Here is a 22,517-nt window from a genome sequence, read left to right on the forward strand (position 1 = left end):
CAATTTTCCCAATTAGCTTTTATGAACGCCCGATGCATGAGCAAGCGTGTTGTACTTGAGATAATCATCATATTACTGATCGTCACTCTGCTGTGAATTGTTGTGTTGAGTTCACACCCTCCACAACTTGGCCGCTAGACAGATAGTAATCTCTTTGCACTGAACCGTCTGTTTTGGTGCTTTTGACCACAAAGACCTGGCCTACTTCTATCGGCATCAGATAGTTATCGTAAGGAAGATAATTGTCCACCAGTGGAAGGTCTTGGATATCTTCATAGGCGTCCTCCAATCGCCAAAATTCTCGATAGGCGTAATCCTTGAACCCGTTCAAATCCTGCTTACCAAAATAAGATGCTGCATATTCCTTGCCCTGTAAGGAGATGTAATCTACTCTGGATGGCTCAATATCTTTAGCAATCCAACTTAGGTTCTCAGAATAAATGTTATCGCCATAATGCTCCTGTAATTGATTGCCCATACAAGGGATGGATTGGGTCTTATAGTCCATTTCATCAAGCCCGGTATGCGCTGAGCCGTAAATGCCCATAACGCTCTCATTGCCCAACTTCTCAAATTCGCGAATAAAGTTTTCCGTCATCGTGTCTTCCCGATATACGCCGTCTTCTTTGCTGTAAAAAACACGGCCTTGCCGGATCGCTTCCATTGTTAAAGTATACTTCTCCGATTCTCCCAGATCGTTTGCCACAAGATAAGATAAATAGCGGCTCCCGGTAGTTTCATATTGATGCCCGATGTCTGTGCCGTGGAAAATCGTCTCCGGACACTCGCTCTTTATTTTTTTGTAGAACTCTTTGACATCAGGGTTGTGACTACGTGTCCGTTCCCAATCATCATAAATCTCCTCTAAAATATCATCATTGTCCGACTGCATCCATAGATTCAAGTATTCGGCGGTAAAATAGGGCAGCTCGACGAATAAGTGCCTCATGCCCTCGTTATGGTAGTATTGAGACCACAATTTATATTCCTTGTCCAATATCTTGGCTACGCCGTGTGCTTCACCGTACAGATAAATGCTGCCCGATGCTTGCGCTACCACAGGTGTCACTATAGTCGGCTGCGCAGATTTACTTGCTGTCTTGCCTGCGGTGGAATTATCGCAGGCAGTAAGGCTACTGACCACAAATATAACGATCAGGGCAAGCAGCAAAGGGTATACAAGCATCATTTTCGCTTTTGCTACGAAGATGAGATTATGGTCATTCATAAACTAGGATCAACCTTTCATGTACATTTATAAATCCATAATTTGGTATTCCCTAGCTGATGCAAGATTTCCTGCTATCTCATCTTTAATTCTATATAGATTAAGGGAAAATGTGTCCTTTAGCGCAAGGAAGATAGCCGTTCATATAGGCCAGCTACCTTCGTTTTAGATTAAGCTATTGTTTCCTATTAGAATGAATCAAGGCACTTTTTATGTATCTTTTTAGTTTATCCAACTTTTCTTAGGGAATCTACTTTCATATAGGCAGGACTATATCTTGACTCGTTATGAAATGCCTACTGCGAAGTTACTGAGTGGTAATCTCGAACTTCGTACCAGCATCTCCGGCGAAAACAATAGATCCTCCCGCGGGCAGTTCGACCTGATCCTTGCCACCGATGACACTGAAGTAGATGCATTTTCCCCTGGCATTATAAACAGCGAAGGAAGTGTTCGGGGACATGCTCACCTTAACGATCTTCCCCCTGTCCTTTTCGCTTATCGCATACCATTGGGCGTATCCGTCAGGCAGAATTGTAACGGTTGACATCTTAGTGAAGTTAAAAGGCTTCACGGCATCCTCGTTCACTAAGAGGATTTCACCCATCTTTAGGTACTCAACGCCGTCTTGTGTAAAGAACGTAAGACCTAAAAGATCTCGCCCGCTCATTCCCGGTATTTGCAATTCGGAGATGGCCGTATTCGGGCCGGTTATTCGCTTATCAAACACGTATCCAGGCAACTGTTTCGACACATTCAAGTTGATGGTTACCGATGTCAAATAAGAAATCGACGTATACTTCCCATTCAGCAGATAATACTTCTTGCCGTCGCGCTGCATCCATGCTTTTTTTGTCTTTGTCGAAAGATCTTGAGGCTGGAGCTTTTCCGCGTTGTACTCTGACAGAGCCGTCTGCCCAAGAGCTGGCACCGAAACGTATTGACGAATCCATAAGTAAGTGCGGCCATTCTTATTCGTCACAAAGCTGATCATCACTTTCCCATCCGCACTCTTAAACGTGCCGTCCGCGGAATACTCGTAGATCTGTACCGGGTTATCAGATGGCTGCTCCGAAGTAATGGACATGACGCCGCCTTCGTTAATATCGATGTTAAACGTTCCTATATACGTACCATAGATTCCCGAATACTGCAGCATGGATTCTGGCATATCAGCCTTTACCGGCACGCCGTAAGACTTCTCAGGCTTGATTTCAGCAATTATACCTTTCTCCTTCAGCGCCTGAAGTAGGATTTCGTTCGCCAAAAGCTGGTCGTACGTGCCGCTCCCACCGGAAGAGACAACAGCTACCGCCATCTCCTGCTCTGGAAGCACAACGAGTGACGCGTGATAGAGAGTGACGTCCCCGCCTTTGGTCAATGCCTTTATTCCGTATTCGCTGAACGGATACAGATTGACGCTGTCCCAGCCTAGACCGTATTCGATTGAGTTGTCCGCATCGTCAGGCCACAAAGGCATCTTGTACTCGTTTTGCGCCATGGCCGCAACCGATCTACCTGATAAGACTTCTTCCGCTTCCCCCGTGAAAATCGTTGAAAATCGAGCCAAATCCTCTGCCGTGGAATAGATACCTCCAGTCCCTATCATGTTAATCGTCTGGTTGGGAAGTTGTCCTATATAGTTATGATAATAGAGTCCCGCCATCTTCGCCGTGTCCGGAGAATCGAGCGGCGTCACCGTATTAGCCATACCCAGAGGTTCTGTAATATATCGATGGATATAAGAGGTAAAGTCCATGCCGCTGACCTGCTCGACCAAAATCTCGGCCAGCGTAAATCCGTCATTGCAGTAAACCGAATAAGCGCCCGGGTCTGCTTTCAAGGTCTGCTCGGACAGTTGCTTCAGCAGTGTGTCGTGGGCATAGGTGTCGTTATCTTCGAATAAATCGGCGTTCATCACCGATGATCCGTTCAGACCGGAAGAATGATTCAGCAGCATGCGCGCTGTAATCTGCTTATAGCGTGCATCCTTCATCGTAAACTCGGGGATATAATGGACAACCGGCGTATCAAGATCGATTTTCCCTTGATCGACCAACTGCATAACGGCAACCGTGGTAAACATTTTACTCGTCGAGGCGATCCCATACATCGTGTCTTTCGTGAGCGTCTTCTGTCCCTGCTCATCATTTCTGCCGGATTGGCCAGATACAACAATGTTGCCATGATCGATAAGGGCGTACTGTACACTGTTAGTATCGTAACCTTTCGTAAGGAGATCGGCTTTCTCATTTGCAGCTTTCATGGTTAATTCGTAGGTGAGCCCAGCTTCGTAAGAAGGCGAGTCCACTTCAATCGTTGACACGGTTATCGGAGCAGCACTTGACTCGATCACCTCAGTCGTATTCAGTCCTATTGCTATGTTCTGCGTCTCTGTCGCTTTGTTGTCGTCGCAGGAGGTTAACAGCAGAAGCAGACATAGCACAGCTAGCATTATCCATCGACTTTCCATCATTTGAACTCCCCTTCCGGAGTTTTGGTAGATATAACACTAAATTGGTATATTTATATATTAATGAAAAATTAGTATTTACGCAAAACTGCCCGTTAATTGAATAAAGGCAGCCAATCCACTGATCGGCTGCCTTATGTCATCATTTAGCTATCGCTATTCGATAGTTTAACAATCAAGATTTCTGCATGCCATGGCCACTCTTCTAATGTCTATGCTCAAGGATGTTGATAAGTTTGCCAAACGGATCGCGGACATAGAATCGCCGAACACCCCAAGGCTCATCAATAAGCCCATATTCTATCGGAAATCCAGCTTTCTTCATGCTTTCAAATGTAGCATCGACATCATCGACTTCAATTGATAGATCAGGCGTAGGCGTTTCTGAGCCACCCTGTGAGGCAAAACTAATCTGAATGCTCATCTCCTCGTCTAAACCATAAGTTCTAATCCAACCATGATCCATCATTAAATCAAGACCGAGCACATCCTCGTAAAAGCATTTAGCTGCCGTGAGATCCTTCGTGTTTATATTGGCGACGATTCGTTTGACCTTCATTTCAAACCTCCCAGACAGAAGTAGATTATCCTTGAATATAGAATGCATTCAACATATAACAGTTAATTCTAGCCTCGACGTTCCTGACCTTTATTTATCCATATTTAGCTGCGGAGGCTCACCGAGCAGAAAACACCAGAAAACACCCGAAGAACTGGCATTAAGTCTGGTTACGAAATCTCCGTACTAACCACCTCAACACAAGAAGCACCACGATTCCGCAAATGGTATAACTGATTGGGCGAATAAATTGCTCCACGATACCCCAGTTGTCACCTAAGCGGTATCCCAGATAGATCAAAGCTAAGTTCCACGGGATACAGCCGAGTGCTGTAAATGTTATGAATCTCCAAGCTTTCATTCCAGCAACCCCTGCGGGCAGTGAGATAAAAGTACGAATAAAGGGCAACATACGAGTAAAAAATACGGTACTCTCGCCATAACGCTCGAACCAACGCTCCGATTGCTCCAAATGATGCTCATTCAAGAGAATATATTTTCCGTATTTCTCTAATAACCGGCGTCCACCTGCCTTACCAATATAATAGGCAATGATGGAACCCAGTAGGTTTCCGAATATCCCAGCGACAGCAACTTCCATAAAAGTAAGCGAGCCTTGCGCAATCAGCCACCCACCGCTGAGCATAATCACTTCACTGGGAATGGGGATACAGGCACTCTCTAGAATCATCCCTAACCATATGCCCCAAATACCCATAGAATTAACAAGGTGAAGCGCGGATTCAGATATCCACGTAAATAGTTGATGCATGAGTGTTCACTCCGCTTCATAAATTTTACTATTCCTTAAGAAAGTCTCGTTATAATTGAACAAAAAACGGGGGGAAAACAAAATAATGATGAAATTCAATATACACAAATTTTTGTATGGCATATTCGTTATAGCCGCTATCTTGCTGATGTTCCCTAAATTTTCTTACAATGATCCCGATACCTTCTGGCATATAGAGCTAGGACAATATATGATCGAGCACGGACAAGTTCTACATCATGCCATACATACTTTTTACGGAGATAAGCTGCCCTACGTCCCTCATGAATTCGGATTCCAACTGCTCGTTGCCCCGCTTTATGCAGCTTTTGGATGGCCGGGTGTGTATATTTTGACCGCTGTATGCTTGTTCTTTTTAGTGCTCGGATTGCTTCGGCTGGGCAAGGTTTCACGCAAAGAACTGGGACTTCAAGAAGACCATGTTCTCCTGCTCCCTTTTGTGCTGCTAATTTCTTGCTGGATTTATTATAATTATTTCAAAGGCCGTCCACAGATGATCTCTTCGTTTATGATTGTCTGGTTTTTCGTATATTTACGTGAATATCAAATGAGTTCTCAAAAGAAATATGCCGCTGCGATGATTGCTCTTTCTATTGCCATTGCCAATTTCCATGCAGGAGTATGGCTTGTAATTGCTGTATTTACAGGGATGGCTCTGCTTGAATCCTTGATCCAAAAAACGCTGAATGGGCGTAAAATCATAGTCTTCAGTCTCGTCTGGTTCGTTGGCATTCTAAATCCAGGCGGCGTAAAAAGTCTCTTGTTTATTTTGACAGTTACGAAAAAGAACTTTAACCTGCTGATCAATGAATGGCAGCCGATTCGGTTCAATAGCTTGGAGAATTTGCCCATCTTACTATTGCTTTTGTTCTTTGCCTGCACACTTCCTTTTGCACTCCAGCGTAAACCGTTCCGTTTTTTTCTTATGCTTGGGATTCTATACCTCGGTGTATCAAACTTCAAGCAAAACCTGTTTATGTGGCTGTTCATCCCCTATTTTGCGGCTGTATTTTTTGATGCGCTTCCTGAATTCACCAAAACAGGTATTCTAGTCCGACAAAGTACATTACGAGGGTTACTGGCAGTTGGCCTGCTGCTAAACATTGCTTATCTATTCCTTGTACCACCAGTTATTGACGCCAAAAAATATCCTGTCGATGAAATGGACTATATTCTACAGCATACATCTGAAGGTACACGTCCGAAAGTTCTCGCCCACTACGGTTCATCCGGCTATGTCATGTTTCGAGGGGGAGATGTGTTATGTGATGGCAGACAAGATCCCTTCGTGACAAAAGATTCTCTTGGCGTATTGGGTTGGACTGCTTTTGAACGCTCGATGCACGGATTCTCTGAATACCTTCCCGAGATCGTTAATTACGATCAGCCCGATTATGTAATTACGAGCAAAAAGGTCCCCTATAAACTACTCAAGGAATGGACACAAAAATTTGGTCAGCCCGTATTTACAGGGACCTATGGCAGTGTCTTCTCGTTTATCCCAGAGTGATGATCCGGCTCGTTAATTCCTCACTCTGTAGAACGCAAAAAAACGCTGACCTGAGGCAATCTAGCCAATAGTCACCATCCGCAATTAAGTATTCTGATTAATAACATCCGTATGGTAAGGATATACATAATTACGACAAATAAGAAAAATAAGTTAGTAAAATATCAAATCTAGCGTTGATTGTTCCTAAATTGTATAGTATTTTATGGAAGAAAGGTAATTTAAAAGAAGGGAGGAATTAAAAATGGACAAGATGTGTATGGAAATGATGATGAACATGTGTATGGATGATATGATGTCTAAGATGAACTGTATGAAGATGGGCATGGAAAAAATGTCTGAAATGGGCATGATGGATATGAACATGGATATGATGATGAAAAAAATGCAGGACTGCGATGAAATGATGACTATGTGTATGACAATGATGCGCGAAGGAATGCAAATGTCTAAGTAGCCTATAGACCATCGTAAGTTTGGCAGAGCAGACTAACTGCATGCCTTTTTTTATTTTCTATTTATTATTACAATGTGAGCTTAAATTATATCCTGATATATCTTCTCTGAATCTTCTTCGATAGATTAATCCGTTCCTGCTTTAACTCCCAGACTTTCTCTTTCCACCGGTACTGCTCTACTGGATCCGCACTTTCCCTCAGCTTATTAAATAAATCCATTAATATTGCATTTATATCGTCGAATTGAATCCACAGCTCTTTCACACTTTGTTCTGTTGTCTCAGCATGAGAATTCTTACTCAGCTTATTCAAACGATCTATGATGTCAGCTTGCCACTGTCCATCGTTAATTGCTTTGGCGTAGTTTAAAAGATCCAGATAATCATCGACAGACATTTTCACCGACTCCTTATTCTGTGTATACCCAGTATTATACTCGGCATTATAGAAATTGCAATAGTCTATCTGTAGAAAAGGCATCTTCTCAGATGCCCCCGCAATGTTATTCCCAATCCGTTACTGGATTTTCCCGCCTTCAACGACAAGCTCATCAGTATATCCTTCACCGTAAATTTCATTTAAGGTTTCTTTGTAGGCTTGATGGATAAATTGTTCTTTACCAAGGGTATCAAGTTCTGTATTAATCCAGTCCAGCAATTCCTTATTCCCCTTTGCCACTGCTGGAGCAATTGTATCCTGACCCCCGAAAGCAGGAATGCTGACCGTAAATCCAGGATTTGATTTAGCCCAAGCAATGAGTTCTGTATTATCGTTAGCGATTGCCGCCCCCCGACCATCTTTAAGCGCTGCAAAAATCTCTGTGTACTGATCGAATTTGAGCAATTCAATATCCGGATATTCTTTGGTAAAATAGGTTTCCGCTGTCGTACCTTTAGCTACAATGAGCTTTTGCTTGTTCCCTTTTAATTGATCAATGGAAGTGATTGGAGCACTGTCTGGGGATACGATCCCAAAGGACAATTTCATGTACGGATTAGCAAAATCCACTTTTTCTTTTCTTTCCTCGGTGACCGTAAAGTTAGCCATAATGATATCAACCTTACCCGATTCAAGATATGCCACGCGGCTGGCAGCATCAACTAACACAAATTCAACCTTCGATTCATCCCCTAGCAGATCCTTGGCAAAGCGTTTGGCAATATACACATCAAACCCTTGGTTTTTACCCTCAGCGTCCACATAACCAAAAGGTGGTTTGTCTGCAAATACGCCGATCTTAATCTTCCCTTTCTTCTTTAGCTGTTCAATAGAAGTGAATTTAGAAGATGCTGAGTTTCCGTTGTTATCCGAACTATTTCCGCAAGCAGCCAATCCCATCAATAATATACTTACACCTACCAGCATCGTTAGCCATTTCAAACTTTTCTTCATTTCTCTTCCTCTCCTATTTCTATAATTTTTCGTACTGAAATATATCCAGAAAATGCTGGGCACGTTCTGTCGCAGGGTGGGTAAAAAATTGTTGCGGGGCAGCGATCTCACATATCTTGCCTTGATCCATAAACACGATCCGATCCCCAACCGATTTGGCAAACCCCATTTCATGAGTCACGATGATCATCGTCATTCCTTGCTGAGCAAGCCCTAAGATGACATCAAGCACTTCCCGAACCATTTCCGGATCCAAGGATGCTGTCACTTCATCAAATAACATAATCTCCGGATTCATACATAAAGCTCTTACTATAGCTATTCTCTGCTTTTGTCCACCGGAAAGCTGGCGTGGATAGTCCAGTTTACGCTCAAGCAGCCCAACCCGCTCTAAGAGCTGTTCCGCTTGCTGCGTTGCTTCTTTAAGCTCTCTCTTTTGTACTTTCAGAGGGCCTAGAAGAATGTTATCCATAACCGTCATATGCGGGAATAACTCATAATTTTGAAAGACCATTCCGATATGCTGCCTAACTTCACGCCAATCTACAGCAGCCCCCGCGAGGTTCTGCCCACGATATTGTATCGCGCCTTCCTGAACCGGTTCCAAACCGTTAAGACAACGTAGGAACGTACTTTTTCCACAGCCAGAGGGACCGAGAATAACGATTACTTCTCCTTTTTCGACCTGCAATTCAATGCCGTCCAGAACCTTTCGCTCTCCAAAATATTTGTGTAATTGTGTAACCTCCAGCAGGAGTTCTCCGGAATCTGCCATTACAACCGTTCCTTCCTAAGCCTTAATTTTGCCATCTGCTTTCAACTTTTTTCGAAAGTCTGGATAACGGAAAACATACAGAAAAATATAATATAAAGATAAAGCCGTATACCCAGAATGAAGCGGTGGGCGCTTTTATTACGCCGAGTTCAATGATCTGCTGCCCGATCTTTACCACCTCAATCACTCCAATCAGCACCACCAGTGATGTTGTCTTGATCATTCGTGTGGCAAGATTAATCATTCCCGGCAGCATTCTGCGTACAGCCTGCGGGATCAAAATATGCCGATAAAGTTGACTGCTGCTCAGACCTAGCGCCCTAGCAGATTCCACCTGATGTTTTGGCATAGATTGCAAAGCTCCACGAACAAGATCGCCAATTTCCGCAGCTCCCCATAAGCTGAACACCAATATAGAGGTAGTCTCCCCGCTGATATCGATATGAAGTAATGGAGAGAAACTGAAATGTACTACATACAGCCACACTAGAATCGGAATAATTCTAAAGGTCTCCAAATAAAGACGTAATATAAACCTTAATGACCTCGATCCCAGCGTCCGGAGCAATCCCATAACGATCCCTAATAACGTACCGATTCCAATAGAGAGAAATGAAATTTCAATCGTTACAAGTAAGCCCCCTAATAATCGTTCGAAATTAGAACCTTCAAAAAGCACCTCAATCCCCGAATTCTGCATATCTCACCTTCCTTTCCACCCAAGTCAATAAAAGCGATAAGGGCAGGACTAACACCAAATAGGCGAGTACCAGAAGGAGCAGAGACTCCGCTGTTTTGTAATGCATGCCGATCAAGTCTTTTGCCACATTCATCAAATCCATTAAAGCAATGGCACCTACAATAGAGGTCTCCTTCAGCAGAAAGATCGCATTTGCCCCTAAAGAAGGAATACTTATCGCAAAAGCTTGGGGAAAAATAACATATCTGACCAGCTGCAGCTTAGACAGTCCAATGCTCTGACCTGATTCAATCTGCGATTGGCTAACTGCCTCGAACCCACTTCGAAAAGCCTCCGTCATATAGCTCCCGCCCAAAAATGTCATGCCTACAATCGCACAGGTCATTTCACTAAAGTGAATTCCGATCTTAGGTAAGCCATAGTAAAGAAAAAAGAGCTGCACAAGTAAAGGGGTGTTCCGTGAAAGCTCAATGTAGATCTTAATAACATCACTGACGATTTTGACCTTATAGTACAAGACGATACTGAACAGTAATCCAATAAGGAGTGAGAATACAATAGCTAACAACGCTAGCTTCACTGTCAGCCACATCGCCTCACCATAAAGCGGCAAACTCTCGTAGATAAACTCCCAGTCTAAATTCATATCTGAGTAACCCGATCCCCTTTTCTTAATTTCTAATAATTATCAAAATCTTACATTAAACCTTACGCGTGGTGATATGATTTTATTCATACTATTCCAAGTAAATAACTACGTTTTAAAACTCTTGTATAGTAGTCCACAAAAAAAACCGCTAAGAGATTAGTCTTAGCAGTTTCCTTCTTCTATAGGATAAACCTTGCCCCACCCTAACATCCCACTACCAATAGCCTCGGATGCCGGTCTGCAAGCGGATCAACGCTTCCATATAATAATAATCTCCCCAAATCATATGACCATCAGGCACACGTCCACCTCTCACATGATAAGAACCATGCTTTAGAAGTCCCTCTGCTTCCGGATTACCAGATGTCGCATAATGTTCCACTAGAGATTTCATGCTACGGTGTAAAGCAACTTCATAAATGGCCCGGTCCGGATCGTCTACGCCTAGGTGATCGAGCAGTTCCAAAAGACCGGCTGCGGCAATCGCCGAAGCCGAGCTGTCGCGAGGGGTCTCCGCTCCCACTATCACATCGAAATCCCAATAAGCCACACTATCCTCCGGTAGATGGCTGATAAAATAATCCGCTAGGCTCTTAGAAGTCTTAAGAAAATCCTCATTCTGCGTATAGCGATACGCCAGAGCAAAACCGTATATTCCCCAAGCTTGACCACGTGTCCAGGTCGATCCGTCCTCATAACCTTGATGTGTTCCTCCACGAATTGCATTTCCGGTAGCCGGATCAAAATAAAAAGTATGGTAAGAGGAGGCATCCCCACGCACAAGAAATTTCCGGCTCTTAAACGCATGTTCGAGCGCTATTTCATAATAGCGCTTATCTCCTGTTTCCTCCGCTGCCCAGAACAATAGAGGTAAATTCATCAAGCAGTCAATAATGATACGTCCCGCATTCTCCGGATCACTCTCCAGTCCCCAGGCCTGAAGAATCCCTGCTGGTTCACGCCAGCGCTTGCACAGCGTATCCGCAGCTTGCAGACCGACAGCTCGTGCCGCTTCGCTGCCCGTTATTTTCCACTCCGCTACTGCAGTCAATGTATACAAGAAACCAATGTCATGATGGTCCAGAGCGATGTGATGATCCAGACGATGCTTGAAGTCCCCCAACCAAGAGGCTGCCGCCTCCTTATAGCATGAATCCTTACTATATTCATAAGCAAGCCACATCATCCCAACATAGAAACCCTCTATCCAGTCGTCGTTATCTCCCCATTCGTACTGTTGCCCCTCAGCGATATGAGGCAGTTTGCCCGGATGGTTAGCCATATTGCTCCCAACTTTGTGAATCGCATCCTCAATAGCCTTATTCCACATCTTTGTTTCTCCCTCCCCTTAAATCAACAGTATGCAAAAGTGTATCGTTACTAGGTTCGTATACAGCAACCCTTCCGTCCGAGTGCCATTGAATAAGCGGCGGTGAAGCAAGACTTGCCTGGTTCTCCGGAGTATTCGTCGCTCCGAAGACAGCAGATATCAATACTTGATCTCCCGGTTCCAGTCTGGAGCACAAGCTCGGAAGAAGTGTCCGCGGCTTCAGCAGATTGGTATTCGGCTCGGGATATACGCACTCTCCCCGATCAAAGCCGCATAGCCTATGTATGGCACTGATTCCCCAGGGCAGTTGTACCGAAACAGCAGTGTTTGATACATTAATAATTTCCCGTTCACTGTGCGAGAAGCCAGCTGACTGGCCAATGGCAAATCCACCTTCCGCTACATCCAGCCGCCGGGCAGTATGAATGCTGTGAACACGAACATGCCATAGACCTGCCGGAATAATCCATGTCTCCACATGTACATCACTCCAGGGATGCCAGCGGGAATATACATAGCTGTCCCCGATTTCCCAGGTCTCACAGAATCTGCGTACCCGATAGTGTTCATCACATTCGCATAGTGCGAGTGTAGAATCGTAAGCGCCTTGAACCAACCCGTAACCCGCTTTCGGGACACTAAAGCCAAACAGAGTGGAATATGCAAATTTAGAATATTTGGCTGCGCTATGGGCCATATCAAAGTTAGCCATCTGACCAGAGGTATAGGCAATAACCTGCCTGTTTCCTTCCGGACGACTCACAAGCATTCGCGCCTCTTGAAGAGCCCGTACCTCTTTCAAAATAGGCAACGGCTCCTCCTCCGCCTGCCAAAAAGGATGATCATCTGGCAAGGCAAGAATAAGCATAGCTTTAAAGGCCCAATACGGAGATCCGGGGGCGTTGTAGTTCTCTGTCATGACTAGATTCGGATAAGCATATCCGATGCTAAGCAGTCCGTCTAATCCCATAATAGGTTGTTCAAACCACCAACGAAAATGGCGCATAATGATTCCTTTAAGAACGCCATATGAAAAAGGAACCATATCTGTATACACCAGCGCACTCCAGAATGAAACCTGTGCAAAACGATAGGTCAGGCTACGACCAAAAGGAAGTGCGCTTCCGTCCTCAGCGAACCAATAAATGAAATCCTCGGCAAATCGTGCGGATCTTTCCCGATAAACAGCAGCTCTCTGAGGATCATCATCCGCCATCAACTTAGCGTATATCAGCGTATAATAATGCATAGCAAAAGCAATATAATAGTCCCTCTGATCGGTCAATCCATCGGAATACCAACCGTCACCAAGATAGTAATTATCGATCTGCGCTAGATAATCATCCATTATGCTCTGATCATAAGGTAATCCGACTTTCTTGAAGCCCACATTTACAAGAACCGTGAACATCAGCCAGTTATTCGGATTGGAACGATCCACATGATTAATCTGATTTAGCCAGTTATATACATTTATTTTCTGCGTGTCACTCAGCGGCTCCCACATTTTATGTGGTGCAAGAGCAAGCCCCAGTCCCAACACGGCCTGCTCTACCATACGCTGATCTTTGGAAGTAAATTGCCCCCAATATTCTTCATGCTCCGGGTCTGTCCCGTTGATGATTCCTTCCAGAAACATCGGCCAGAGTGCACTTTCCCCTCCACCGCTGGCATGAGGAACAAGGCCCCATAGAGGACGGGCAAAAGCTTCCATAAGCGCTGTAGCTTCATTGTAAATCGATCCTGTAGCGCCCATATTAATTCCTGCACAACCAGAGGTAAATCTGCGCTCCAGTGGAGTATATAGTTCATTTAGGAACATCTGTAATTCATTTTTAGTGCCCTTTATTCCCACAGCAATGTTTCCTCCTGTCCACACTCAATGCCAAGCGGCATATTCACTAGGCCTCATGCCCATTTCCCGTTTAAACAGCTTGATGAAATAACTTTTGTTGGCATATCCCAGATACTCGGAGATCTCTTCCACTGTCTTTTCAGATTGGTTAAGCAGCTCCTTTGCCTTCTGAAGCTTTAGCATATTTACATATTCGATGAAGTTCTGGTTTGTTTCCCGTTTGAATAAGCGGCTGAAATAACTGGCATTTAAGTTAAGGCGGCCTGCCATGTCCTCCAGCGTTATTTTCTCCGTCACATGACTAATCACGAACTGCTGGGCTTTGATGACCTCACTCCGTTTAGACTTGATGGAGAACATACTTATTTTCCGCGCTAATTCCTCCAAATACTGCACCAGCCATTGTTCCAAATGCTCCAGAGTTTCAATGTCACCAACCACGCTAAATAGCTTTTCTTCGGTTATAGGCAATGGAGATTGCAGAAGCTGTTTCGTCTTCATCTGCAAGTCCATCAGCAAGCGAAGCACACATTCCTTGACTTCATTCGGATGGAATTTTTGCGAGGCCACCCATTCCCTCCATTCCTTTACATGAACGCGAAGCTCCGTGTTCCTGTTCAAGGCAATATCATCATTGATAACAGCGTACAAGGTTCCATATTCAGCATAAATATCTTCTCCGGAAAAGCAGACTTCTTCAAAACGGTGGATTCCCGCCGCAGGGAGATAAAAGCGCTGTATTTTCTCCCTCAGCATCCGCTGCAATGTTCCGCGAATTTCCTCAGGACTGCGCGCCTCAGCGCCAAATAAGCAAGAGACAGAGAGTTTAAGATATTTTTGAACCGCAGAGGCTGCATTTTGAATGGAGTGATAGATAGCCTGGTGATCTTTGGAAGGCTGGTCGCTGCAAAAGAGAATGACAATCTCCTTATGGCTGTATCTCGAAATAAACAGACTGTGATCAGCCTCAAGCACTTCCTGCATAATATTCTCAACCGCAAAAGAAATCGTATATTCACTCATCCGGCGCACCCTTGAAGCTTCCTCTGGACGATCAATTACAATAACCAGCGGGATATAGTTTTTGGCATGGATCATAATTCCGTTTGATCGGGCCTGCTCGATCCAAGCCCCCTTATCCCAGGATTGATACAAGGTATCTTTTAGAAACTTTTCCTTCAGCGCGGCGCGATTTTGAGACTGCTTTTGCTTATAAACCAGCATCTCTGTATGCTGCTGCCTATTCAGTCCCACTTCCGCCACAAGGGTGCTAATCGCTTGCTGTAACTGCTCAATATCCAGTGATTCTTTTAAAATATATTCTCCTACGTTTAATTTCAGCGCTTGCTGGGCGTATTTGAATTCGTTGTGGCAGGAGAGAATAATCGCACGGATTCCGGGCTGCACAGCTCTGAATAGCTCCAGCATCTCCAGCCCGTTCATCTTGGGCATGCCAATATCGGTAATAATAAGATCTGGTGGACTCTGCTGTGCTTTTTCCCAAGCCTCGAGACCGCTATAATAACATCCGATGAGTTCAATACCGAGCTCACTCCAAGGTACGGCCTGCGACAAATAACGGATAACCGGATAGTCATCATCCACCAATATTGCCGTCAGCATTCTCCACACCCACCTTTCCGTAATCCAGAGGAAACTCCAGACAAATCTCTGTGCCCACATCAGGTTCACTTTGAATATTCAGCTTAAAAGAAGCGCCATAAATCATACTGAGGCGTTGGGCCACATTGCGTAAACCTATGCCGGAGAACCCTTTTCTGTCCTCCTCTGTAATTTGTTCGCTGCTGTATGCGGTTTCACGAAGTCTTGTTAAAGTTTCCGGCGACATCCCGATCCCATTATCCTTAATGGTGATAACCAAGCTTCCCGTAGTTGCAACAATACGAGCTTCAATAAAAATCTCGCCACCAAACTGCTCGAAGCCATGGATGATGGCATTCTCGATCATGGGTTGAATCATAAATCGAGGCACCAGTGCTTCAGCGCTACCGTCCGCTAAATTCATTTCCAGCCTGACCTGATTGGCATGGCGGAAATTCATTAAAGTGACATAATGCGATATCGTATCTGTCTCCTCACGAAGCGGGATAAACTCATTGTCCCTGTTAAAGGTCATCCGGAGCAAAGACGACAGCGAACCAATCAACTCAGCATTCTCCCGATCGCCTTGCATCAGGATATTTAAGCGAATCGAATTCAGCAGATTAAACATAAAATGTGGATTGATCTGCGCTTGCAGCATCTCTAGTTCGGCTTTTCTTTTTCCCGTCTGTTCATAAGTGATTTGTTCAATCATAGACTCGATCCGATCCAGCATCTGGTCAATGGTGCGGGCGAGCTGTGCTGCCTCATTATTCCCTCGAATGAACGAACGTTCATCCAACTGACCACGACCTATTCGCTTTACAAAAGCGCTTAATTTTACGATTGGCTGAGTCAGCTTTGAGATTAGAACGGTTAAGAGAACGGAAAACAAGGTAAAAAAAAGAATCTGCACCGCCAGGCTGATAAATAAAATCTGCTTATTTTTCGACAAGGCTGCCTTCAGCGGGATAATGCTGACCATCCGCCATTTGTTACTGCTCAGCTCCTGATCAACATATAAAAACTTCTCTCCGTCGATTTCCACAGTGTCAAGCTCGCCATCCATTTTCAACCACGTCATCGTCTCTCCGATTCGGGTCTTGTCAGCATGGGAAACTACAGTTCCCTTGTCATCCAAAAGCATCATCTCTTTATCATTATCGTTATTTAGATAAGGACGGAGCTTACGCTCATTGATATTAATAATTAAATATCCGATGGTACTGCTGGAGGTCGATTGAATCGGCCTCGCAATGGTTACCCAATCAGCTGAGCCTTTATCAGAATAATTGTAGTACGTATCGTGCTCCGCTCTCCAATAAGTCGAAATGGGTTGAATTTGTTTCAGCAACGATGTCCAATTTTTGTTGTAGAAATTTTTCGGGTTAAAGTCACTGTAAGGATAGCTGGTATAAATCAAACCATTTTTTCCGATTAACGTCACCTTCAAATATTCTGTTAAAACAAACATATCATCCAGCATCCGCGACATACGGTTATACTGAATGATCTGCTTTGGTGCACGGAGCGACTCTGAATCGGCAGACATCATCTGCCTGATCTCGCTGTTCTGGAGCACAAAGTTGGACTGTTCCAGTGTCTGTTCAAATATGGCATTCATATTGGCGCTGGCTGCATTTAAAGATTCTCTTGCGCTACCAACCGCTTTCTCCAGAATGAGATCCCGGGTCAAATAATCAGTAACCATGTAAATGCAGACAAGCGGGATCAGCACGCAGATCAGCGATGACCAGACAAGTTTCTTACGGAGGGATTGATGCTTTCTAAACACGGATTACAGGCCCCACATCTGTTTGAATTTGGAGCAGGAGGCAGAAATGCTTTCCTGCCCCCACATTATAAGCCCCCTTTGAAAAGCGTACAATCAGCCTCCGCTTACTTTCCGCTATTGTTCTGAACAACTTCCGTTATTTTTTTATCGATATTGGCAACTGTGACATCCAGATCCTGTTGACCAAGGAGATACATCTCCGCTTCTGGAATAACGTTGTTCTTAGCTTCATCCGCATATTTAGCCGGAACCTGCGTTGCACCAGGTGTCGAGTTCTCCATCGTATATTTCAGAGAATCGACATCAATCTTAGAGGAATCCTTAGAACCACTCACAATTGTATCCACTAATTTATTCGTATCCGATTTGGCCCAGCCAGAGAAAACGCGTCCACCGATTTCCAGTCCTTCTGAGGTATACCAGCGCACAAAGGTATAGGCAGCCTCCTTATGCTTGGATTTAGCGGCTATTCCCATGTAGGTCGGCTGTACGGGTGAGTAATGTTTGCTCTCACTGTCAAGACGGGGGATCGGCGCAAACGCGGTAACAAAGGTTGCCGGAATGGCATCCGTTCCACCCGATTCCGCAACCATCCAGTCGCCCATCGGAAGCATCGCTGCTAAACCGTTAAAATACTGATTCCGGTAGGCTAGTTTTTGCGAAATAATATCCTCATAAGGAGTGGCACTCTTATCTTCGTACATCATTTTCTTCATCATCTGCAGATTAGCCTTAAATTGCGGGTCAAGTGCATTGGAGGTTCCATCAGCTTTTAGAAAAGTATTATCCGTAGACTTGCTCATCAGCTGGAGCTGGAAATAATCCGGCCAATTATGCAGATACGCGCCAAAACGTTTCGTTGCGCCCTCACCCTTGGTCAATTTCTTGGCATACTCTTCGAAATCCGCCCATGTCCAGTCGGTCGGAACCGGAAGGCCCGCCTCATCTAACATTTCTTTGTTAAGGAGCACGAACCAGCGCTGCATGGAAGACGGTAATGCATAGATTTTGCCATTGACCGTAGTGTCCACCAGATATTCATCTGCGAGTTTATAACCTTCCTTCTGAATATAGTCATCCATCGGTTCCAACAAACCGATATCTGCACGCTGTGAATAGTTGGTATAAGGCAGTTCGACAATATCCAGCGGATCGCTCGCAGCCGCCATCAAATCCAGCTTCTGCATAGAGGCAACCGAATCACCTTTTTCGTTCAGCAAATCTACTTCCACATGAATATCGGGATGCGTCTTCTCAAACTCCGCGATAATCGTGCTCCATTTCGCTTTGGCTTCTGTCTGCCAGGTGCTCAGCTTCAGGGTAACCTTCTCTGCTGCAGGCTTTGAATTTCCACCAGCATCGGGTGCATTAGTCGCTCCTGCATTATTGGTTTTCGCATTTCCGCCGCAAGCGGCCAATGATAACGCCATCGATGTGATGATGAATGCAGATAATAATTTCTTTTTCATTTAGACCCTCCTATAAATGTGTTGGGCATCACTTGCTTAACAACCAGTGACTATGTAACTGCTTACAAGAATATCCTAACATGCAGGATTGACGAGGAAAGTTCTCATATTCTACCGAAGAGAAACTATTTTGACTTTTATTATCCTTTCACACCTCCGAGGGCAATTCCCTCAATAACCTGCTTCTGTCCGAGTGCAAAAATGATCAGCAACGGCAGGATTGCAGATACCGCACCAGCCATCATGAGTGAATAGACATCCCCGTATTGGTCCCCGAACAACCGGATCCCCAGCTGAATCGTGAACAGCTCCTTGGATTTCAAAAAAATGAGTGGATATTGATAGTCGTTCCAGGTCCAAATAAAGCGCAAAATAGCATAAGTAGCTACAGCGGGACGGATCAGCGGAAAGGCAATCTGTAGAAAAGAGCGAAAATGCCCTGCTCCATCCATCCGCGCCGATTCAAGATACTCGTTGTTTACCCCCATAAAAAATTGCTTGAGCATAAACGCTCCAATAATACTAAAGCTGTTAATCAGGATTAATCCCAAATGTGTGTCAATCAAATTCAGCCAGTTAAACAGTAGAAACTGTGGAACCAACGATGCCTGCGGAGGAACCATATAAAGTGCCAATACAACTATAAACATCGCATCCCTGCCCGGAAAACGCAGCTTGGAGAACCCATAAGCAGCAAGTGCGCATATCAGCACATTAATTATAGTCGTAGCCAGCGTAATATAAATGGAATTTCCATAATAGCGAGCAAAGTCACCCGACCACACCTGTTTATAATTTTCAATGAGGTTCCACTGCTGTGGCAACCATTGAATCGGAAAGTTAAACACATCTTTCTCCAGCTTAAAGGAAGTGGATAACATCCATAGGAACGGTAAAAGAAATGCGATACCTAGCAGTCCCATGGCGATGGTCCAGAAGGTTCTGGATAAAAGCTCTTTTTTCACTGTAATTTCTCCTTTCCGCCTTTAATAGTTGACCCATTTTTTTTGCGCCAACATCTGCAAGGCTGTAATGATCAGGCAAATAAGGAACAGAACGAGTGCCATGCTAGAGGCGTAACCCGTCTTCAGCTGATTGAAGGCTGTATCATATAACTCGTAGACGATAACGGTCGTGGAGTTAGCCGGTCCACCCTGGGTCAATACTTGTATCAGATCAAAGATTTTAAATGAGCCGATAACCCCTGTTACCAGCAGGAAAAAGGTAGTTGGCGAAATGCAGGGAACCGTGATGTTGCGGAATTTGCGCCAGACGTTGGCACCATCAATATCAGCCGCTTCATAAAGATCCTTAGGAATACTCTGTAAACCTGCAATAAAAATAATAATGTTGTAACCGAGCTGAATCCAGACTTGAATCAACATCAGCGACGGCAGAGCATAATGGATATCCGCTAACCATTTGGGTGGGTTGTTCCACCCCAGTGACATCAGGAATTGATTGACGGGTCCCAGTGAAGGGTGAAACATAACCTGCCAAACCATAGCGATGGCAACTACACTGGAAATGTACGGAAGGAAATAAATCACTTTAAACAAATCCTTCAGAAAAACCTGTTTATCAATCAGGATAGCCAGCAGCAGGGCAACGATGATCGTAACCGGTACTGTGATAATAAAGAGCAAATTGTTCAGCAAGCTTTTCATAAAAGCATCATCATGAAACAGCCTGATGAAATTATCCACGCCCGCGAACTTAATCCCCCCTAACCCAGCCACAAAGTTCCAGTCCGTGAAGCTTAACAGCAGTGAGCCCAGCACCGGGATCAACGTCAAGATGATCAGCCCAAGCATAAGCGGAGCAACGAATAGATATCCCGCCATCGCTTCGCGTGTGTCCATGTTAAGATGAAACCTTTTTTTGCGTATCATAGTTCTCCTCCTTTACTTATCCATAATTGTAGAAAAAGTAAGCAGTCTTCATAAGAACTAGAATTGTTCATTTTGGAACGAATTTTACCGATCCTTTAGTTATGAATTCTTTTGCACAACGCAAAAAAAGCGCGAGCCAAGCTCCCGCAGTAAACAAAATCCATATTGAGTTTTACATAAAGCAATCGCGTTATACCGGCGTAACCTCTACAGTCCCTTTTCCATCAACGCCCGCACTATTCAGCTTTTTCCGAAAAATCATAAACAAAACCACACCCATCACACTCGTTATTACCTCAGTCACAGTCATCGACCAAATCACACCATGCAGGCCAAAAATAGAATGCAATACGATAATCATCGGTATAAATAATACACCTTGGCTTATCGCCATAATAGTAGTGGGTGTGCCTTGCCCTGTTGCTTGAAAAATGCTCATAAATAATCCGGTAAATCCATTAAATAAAGCGGAGATCAGCATAGCTGCCAAAATATAAGTTCCCATGCTTAACACAGAAGGATCGCCTGAGAACCAATGAAGAATCGTTCCTCTAAACACATATACTAGACTTACAAAAACAACTGCAATGCCGCCTATATATGCAAAAGCGTATTTGATGCTGGATTTAAGTCTCTCCGTATTTTTACTAGCAAAGTTAAAAGCAAATAGCGGAATCAATCCCAAAAATAAACCCATCGATAGAAATTCTGGAATCTGCACAATTCTTAAAGCCACACCAAATCCGGCGACCACACTCTCCCCATATTGAATGGAATAGTTATTTAACAAAAGCGTGCTGACAATTAAAAAACTGGCTTGCAATAGCTCGGCTGTACCTATTTTATAAACCTCAAGCTGATCTCGTACAGATATCTTGAAATGCTTCAAAAATCCTCTTAAATGCTCACTTTTCGTTTCCAAAAAGTAAATATAATAAATGGCAGAGCCCAAATTTGCTAAAACCATAGCCAAAGCAGCTCCGGCAACATGCCAATTCAGCACGAGAATAAATAAAGGATCAAAAATCAAACTTAAAGCCGTACTGATAAAAATACCATACATCGATTCCTTCGAGGCACCTTCCGAACGGACCAGTTGTTCCAAAGCAAAATTAAGCACAACAGCAAATCCGCCTGCAAAAAGAGTGAGCACATAAGACTTCGTAAAGTCTAAGGTAGCAGCATCTGCACCAAGCATTCGCGTGATCGGATTAATAGCTAACCAAGCGATGAGCGCGATAAGAAGCCCCACTACAATACTCCCGTAAAAAGTATATCCGGCAACCTTTTTCCCTTTTTTCGTCTCTTTTTGCCCCGCCAAGCGAGTTATAAATGTTCCTCCGCCTACCCCCAGCACATTTCCAAAAGCCATTAAAACGGTAAAAATAGGCAGGCCCAGCGTGATTGCGGTCAGCATACTGGTATTGTGTAATAAGCCGATGAAGTAAGCATTGATTACATTATAAATAGTACCCACAGACATCCCAATCATCATGGGAATCGATAAATGAGCGATCGCTTTTTTCATGGGCGCCGACTCTAAATAATATTGATTTGACAACTCATTTGTCATAAGTGAACCTCCGAACGTTTATAAACTTGAACTAACTTTTTGAAGTAAAGACTTTAGGGTTGCAGTTTCTTCCGGACTAAGCGCCTTAGTAATGCTTGCTTCTACCTCAGAGAAAATCTCATTGAACTCTTCCACTAAAAGAGCACCTTTTTCCAATACAAAAATACTCTTTTGACGTTCATCATTTTCAGGAGTGACACGCTGGATATACCCTTTCTTCTCCAACCCCTGAAGCATACTGGTAATGCTCGCCCCCTTCCTGTTAAAGACCTCCGCTAAATCCTTCTGAATAACCCCTTCTGCTTGATTCTCAAAAATATAGCCGATCATGCGGCCTTGTTGTGAGTTCAGACCTAACTCATTTAACCTGGTGTCAGCTGTACCTTTTATTTTTATCCCAATCTCTCGTATTAAATTAGAAAATGGTGTGTCTACCACGGGTTTGTTCATTGTTATTTCCTCCT

The 22,517-nt window shown here is 44.1% G+C and carries 20 protein-coding genes; 2 read left to right on the forward strand and 18 right to left on the reverse strand.

From position 1 onward, the window contains the following. Positions 1 to 82: 82 nt before the first annotated feature. The 4 genes from MHI25_RS23015 to MHI25_RS23030 all read right to left on the reverse strand — a co-directional run bounded on the left by MHI25_RS23015 (position 83) and on the right by MHI25_RS23030 (position 5,032). Positions 83 to 1,228 (reverse strand): hypothetical protein, encoded by a 1,146-nt coding sequence (locus MHI25_RS23015; RefSeq protein ID WP_076310133.1) that lies wholly within the window; start codon positions 1,226 to 1,228, stop codon positions 83 to 85. 307 nt (positions 1,229 to 1,535) lie between these two features. Next, entirely contained in the window at positions 1,536 to 3,704 is a 2,169-nt protein-coding gene (locus tag MHI25_RS23020; protein ID WP_081387971.1) for a serine hydrolase domain-containing protein, read from the reverse strand. Between the two features lie 202 nt (positions 3,705 to 3,906). Then, a complete protein-coding gene (locus MHI25_RS23025; RefSeq protein ID WP_340394399.1) occupies positions 3,907 to 4,260 on the reverse strand; it encodes a VOC family protein in 354 nt (117 codons plus the stop codon). Between the two features lie 160 nt (positions 4,261 to 4,420). Beyond that, complete coding sequence (locus MHI25_RS23030; RefSeq protein WP_076130264.1) at positions 4,421 to 5,032, reverse strand: DedA family protein; 612 nt, start codon at positions 5,030 to 5,032, stop codon at positions 4,421 to 4,423. An 85-nt stretch (positions 5,033 to 5,117) separates the two neighbouring features. On the opposite strand from MHI25_RS23030, the gene MHI25_RS23035 reads away from it, so the two are divergent. Continuing rightward, positions 5,118 to 6,563, forward strand: coding sequence for a hypothetical protein (locus MHI25_RS23035; protein ID WP_340394401.1), 1,446 nt, complete (start codon positions 5,118 to 5,120; stop codon positions 6,561 to 6,563). Between the two features lie 244 nt (positions 6,564 to 6,807). Continuing rightward, the gene (locus MHI25_RS23040) at positions 6,808 to 7,020 is read left to right on the forward strand and encodes a hypothetical protein (protein ID WP_038572647.1); all 213 of its coding nucleotides are present in this window, start codon (positions 6,808 to 6,810) and stop codon (positions 7,018 to 7,020) included. A gap of 85 nt (positions 7,021 to 7,105) precedes the next feature. Here MHI25_RS23040 and MHI25_RS23045 read toward each other — a convergent pair whose 3' ends face one another. The 14 genes from MHI25_RS23045 to MHI25_RS23110 all read right to left on the reverse strand — a co-directional run bounded on the left by MHI25_RS23045 (position 7,106) and on the right by MHI25_RS23110 (position 22,503). Next, positions 7,106 to 7,417 carry a hypothetical protein gene (locus tag MHI25_RS23045; protein WP_340394402.1) on the reverse strand — a complete coding sequence of 104 codons (312 nt, stop codon included), beginning with the start codon at positions 7,415 to 7,417 and terminating at the stop codon, positions 7,106 to 7,108. 120 nt (positions 7,418 to 7,537) lie between these two features. Continuing rightward, positions 7,538 to 8,413, reverse strand: a complete 876-nt coding sequence (locus tag MHI25_RS23050) for a cysteine ABC transporter substrate-binding protein (protein ID WP_036683125.1) — start codon at positions 8,411 to 8,413, stop codon at positions 7,538 to 7,540. A gap of 19 nt (positions 8,414 to 8,432) precedes the next feature. Then, positions 8,433 to 9,188: an amino acid ABC transporter ATP-binding protein gene (locus MHI25_RS23055; protein WP_076134604.1), complete on the reverse strand. Its 756-nt coding sequence runs from the start codon at positions 9,186 to 9,188 to the stop codon at positions 8,433 to 8,435. 22 nt (positions 9,189 to 9,210) lie between these two features. Continuing rightward, the gene (locus MHI25_RS23060) at positions 9,211 to 9,888 is read right to left on the reverse strand and encodes an amino acid ABC transporter permease (RefSeq protein ID WP_340394404.1); all 678 of its coding nucleotides are present in this window, start codon (positions 9,886 to 9,888) and stop codon (positions 9,211 to 9,213) included. Beyond that, positions 9,869 to 10,534, reverse strand: coding sequence for an amino acid ABC transporter permease (locus MHI25_RS23065; protein ID WP_076186917.1), 666 nt, complete (start codon positions 10,532 to 10,534; stop codon positions 9,869 to 9,871). The genes MHI25_RS23060 and MHI25_RS23065 overlap by 20 nt, the downstream gene beginning before the upstream one ends. A 217-nt stretch (positions 10,535 to 10,751) precedes the next feature. After that, the gene (locus MHI25_RS23070; RefSeq protein WP_340394407.1) at positions 10,752 to 11,867 is read right to left on the reverse strand and encodes a glycoside hydrolase family 88 protein; all 1,116 of its coding nucleotides are present in this window, start codon (positions 11,865 to 11,867) and stop codon (positions 10,752 to 10,754) included. Beyond that, a complete protein-coding gene (locus tag MHI25_RS23075) occupies positions 11,857 to 13,722 on the reverse strand; it encodes a DUF2264 domain-containing protein (protein ID WP_340394409.1) in 1,866 nt (621 codons plus the stop codon). The genes MHI25_RS23070 and MHI25_RS23075 overlap by 11 nt, the downstream gene beginning before the upstream one ends. A gap of 24 nt (positions 13,723 to 13,746) precedes the next feature. After that, positions 13,747 to 15,345 carry a helix-turn-helix domain-containing protein gene (locus MHI25_RS23080; RefSeq protein ID WP_076194771.1) on the reverse strand — a complete coding sequence of 533 codons (1,599 nt, stop codon included), beginning with the start codon at positions 15,343 to 15,345 and terminating at the stop codon, positions 13,747 to 13,749. Then, positions 15,320 to 17,119, reverse strand: coding sequence for a sensor histidine kinase (locus tag MHI25_RS23085; RefSeq protein WP_076281335.1), 1,800 nt, complete (start codon positions 17,117 to 17,119; stop codon positions 15,320 to 15,322). Before MHI25_RS23085 ends, MHI25_RS23080 begins: the two co-directional genes overlap by 26 nt. A gap of 104 nt (positions 17,120 to 17,223) precedes the next feature. Continuing rightward, positions 17,224 to 18,588: an extracellular solute-binding protein gene (locus tag MHI25_RS23090; protein WP_076130274.1), complete on the reverse strand. Its 1,365-nt coding sequence runs from the start codon at positions 18,586 to 18,588 to the stop codon at positions 17,224 to 17,226. Between the two features lie 140 nt (positions 18,589 to 18,728). Continuing rightward, on the reverse strand, positions 18,729 to 19,511 hold the full coding sequence (locus MHI25_RS23095; RefSeq protein ID WP_052097522.1) for a carbohydrate ABC transporter permease: 783 nt from the start codon (positions 19,509 to 19,511) through the stop codon (positions 18,729 to 18,731). Positions 19,512 to 19,574: 63 nt separating this feature from the next. Next, the gene (locus MHI25_RS23100; RefSeq protein ID WP_036683142.1) at positions 19,575 to 20,480 is read right to left on the reverse strand and encodes a sugar ABC transporter permease; all 906 of its coding nucleotides are present in this window, start codon (positions 20,478 to 20,480) and stop codon (positions 19,575 to 19,577) included. Positions 20,481 to 20,670: 190 nt separating this feature from the next. Further along, positions 20,671 to 22,053 carry an MATE family efflux transporter gene (locus tag MHI25_RS23105; RefSeq protein ID WP_340394410.1) on the reverse strand — a complete coding sequence of 461 codons (1,383 nt, stop codon included), beginning with the start codon at positions 22,051 to 22,053 and terminating at the stop codon, positions 20,671 to 20,673. Between the two features lie 18 nt (positions 22,054 to 22,071). Continuing rightward, positions 22,072 to 22,503: a MarR family transcriptional regulator gene (locus tag MHI25_RS23110; RefSeq protein WP_036683144.1), complete on the reverse strand. Its 432-nt coding sequence runs from the start codon at positions 22,501 to 22,503 to the stop codon at positions 22,072 to 22,074. Positions 22,504 to 22,517: the final 14 nt, after the last annotated feature.

The sequence above is a fragment of the Paenibacillus sp. FSL E2-0177 genome (assembly GCF_037992975.1).
GTDB classification, from domain to species: domain Bacteria; phylum Bacillota; class Bacilli; order Paenibacillales; family Paenibacillaceae; genus Paenibacillus_AQ; species Paenibacillus_AQ odorifer.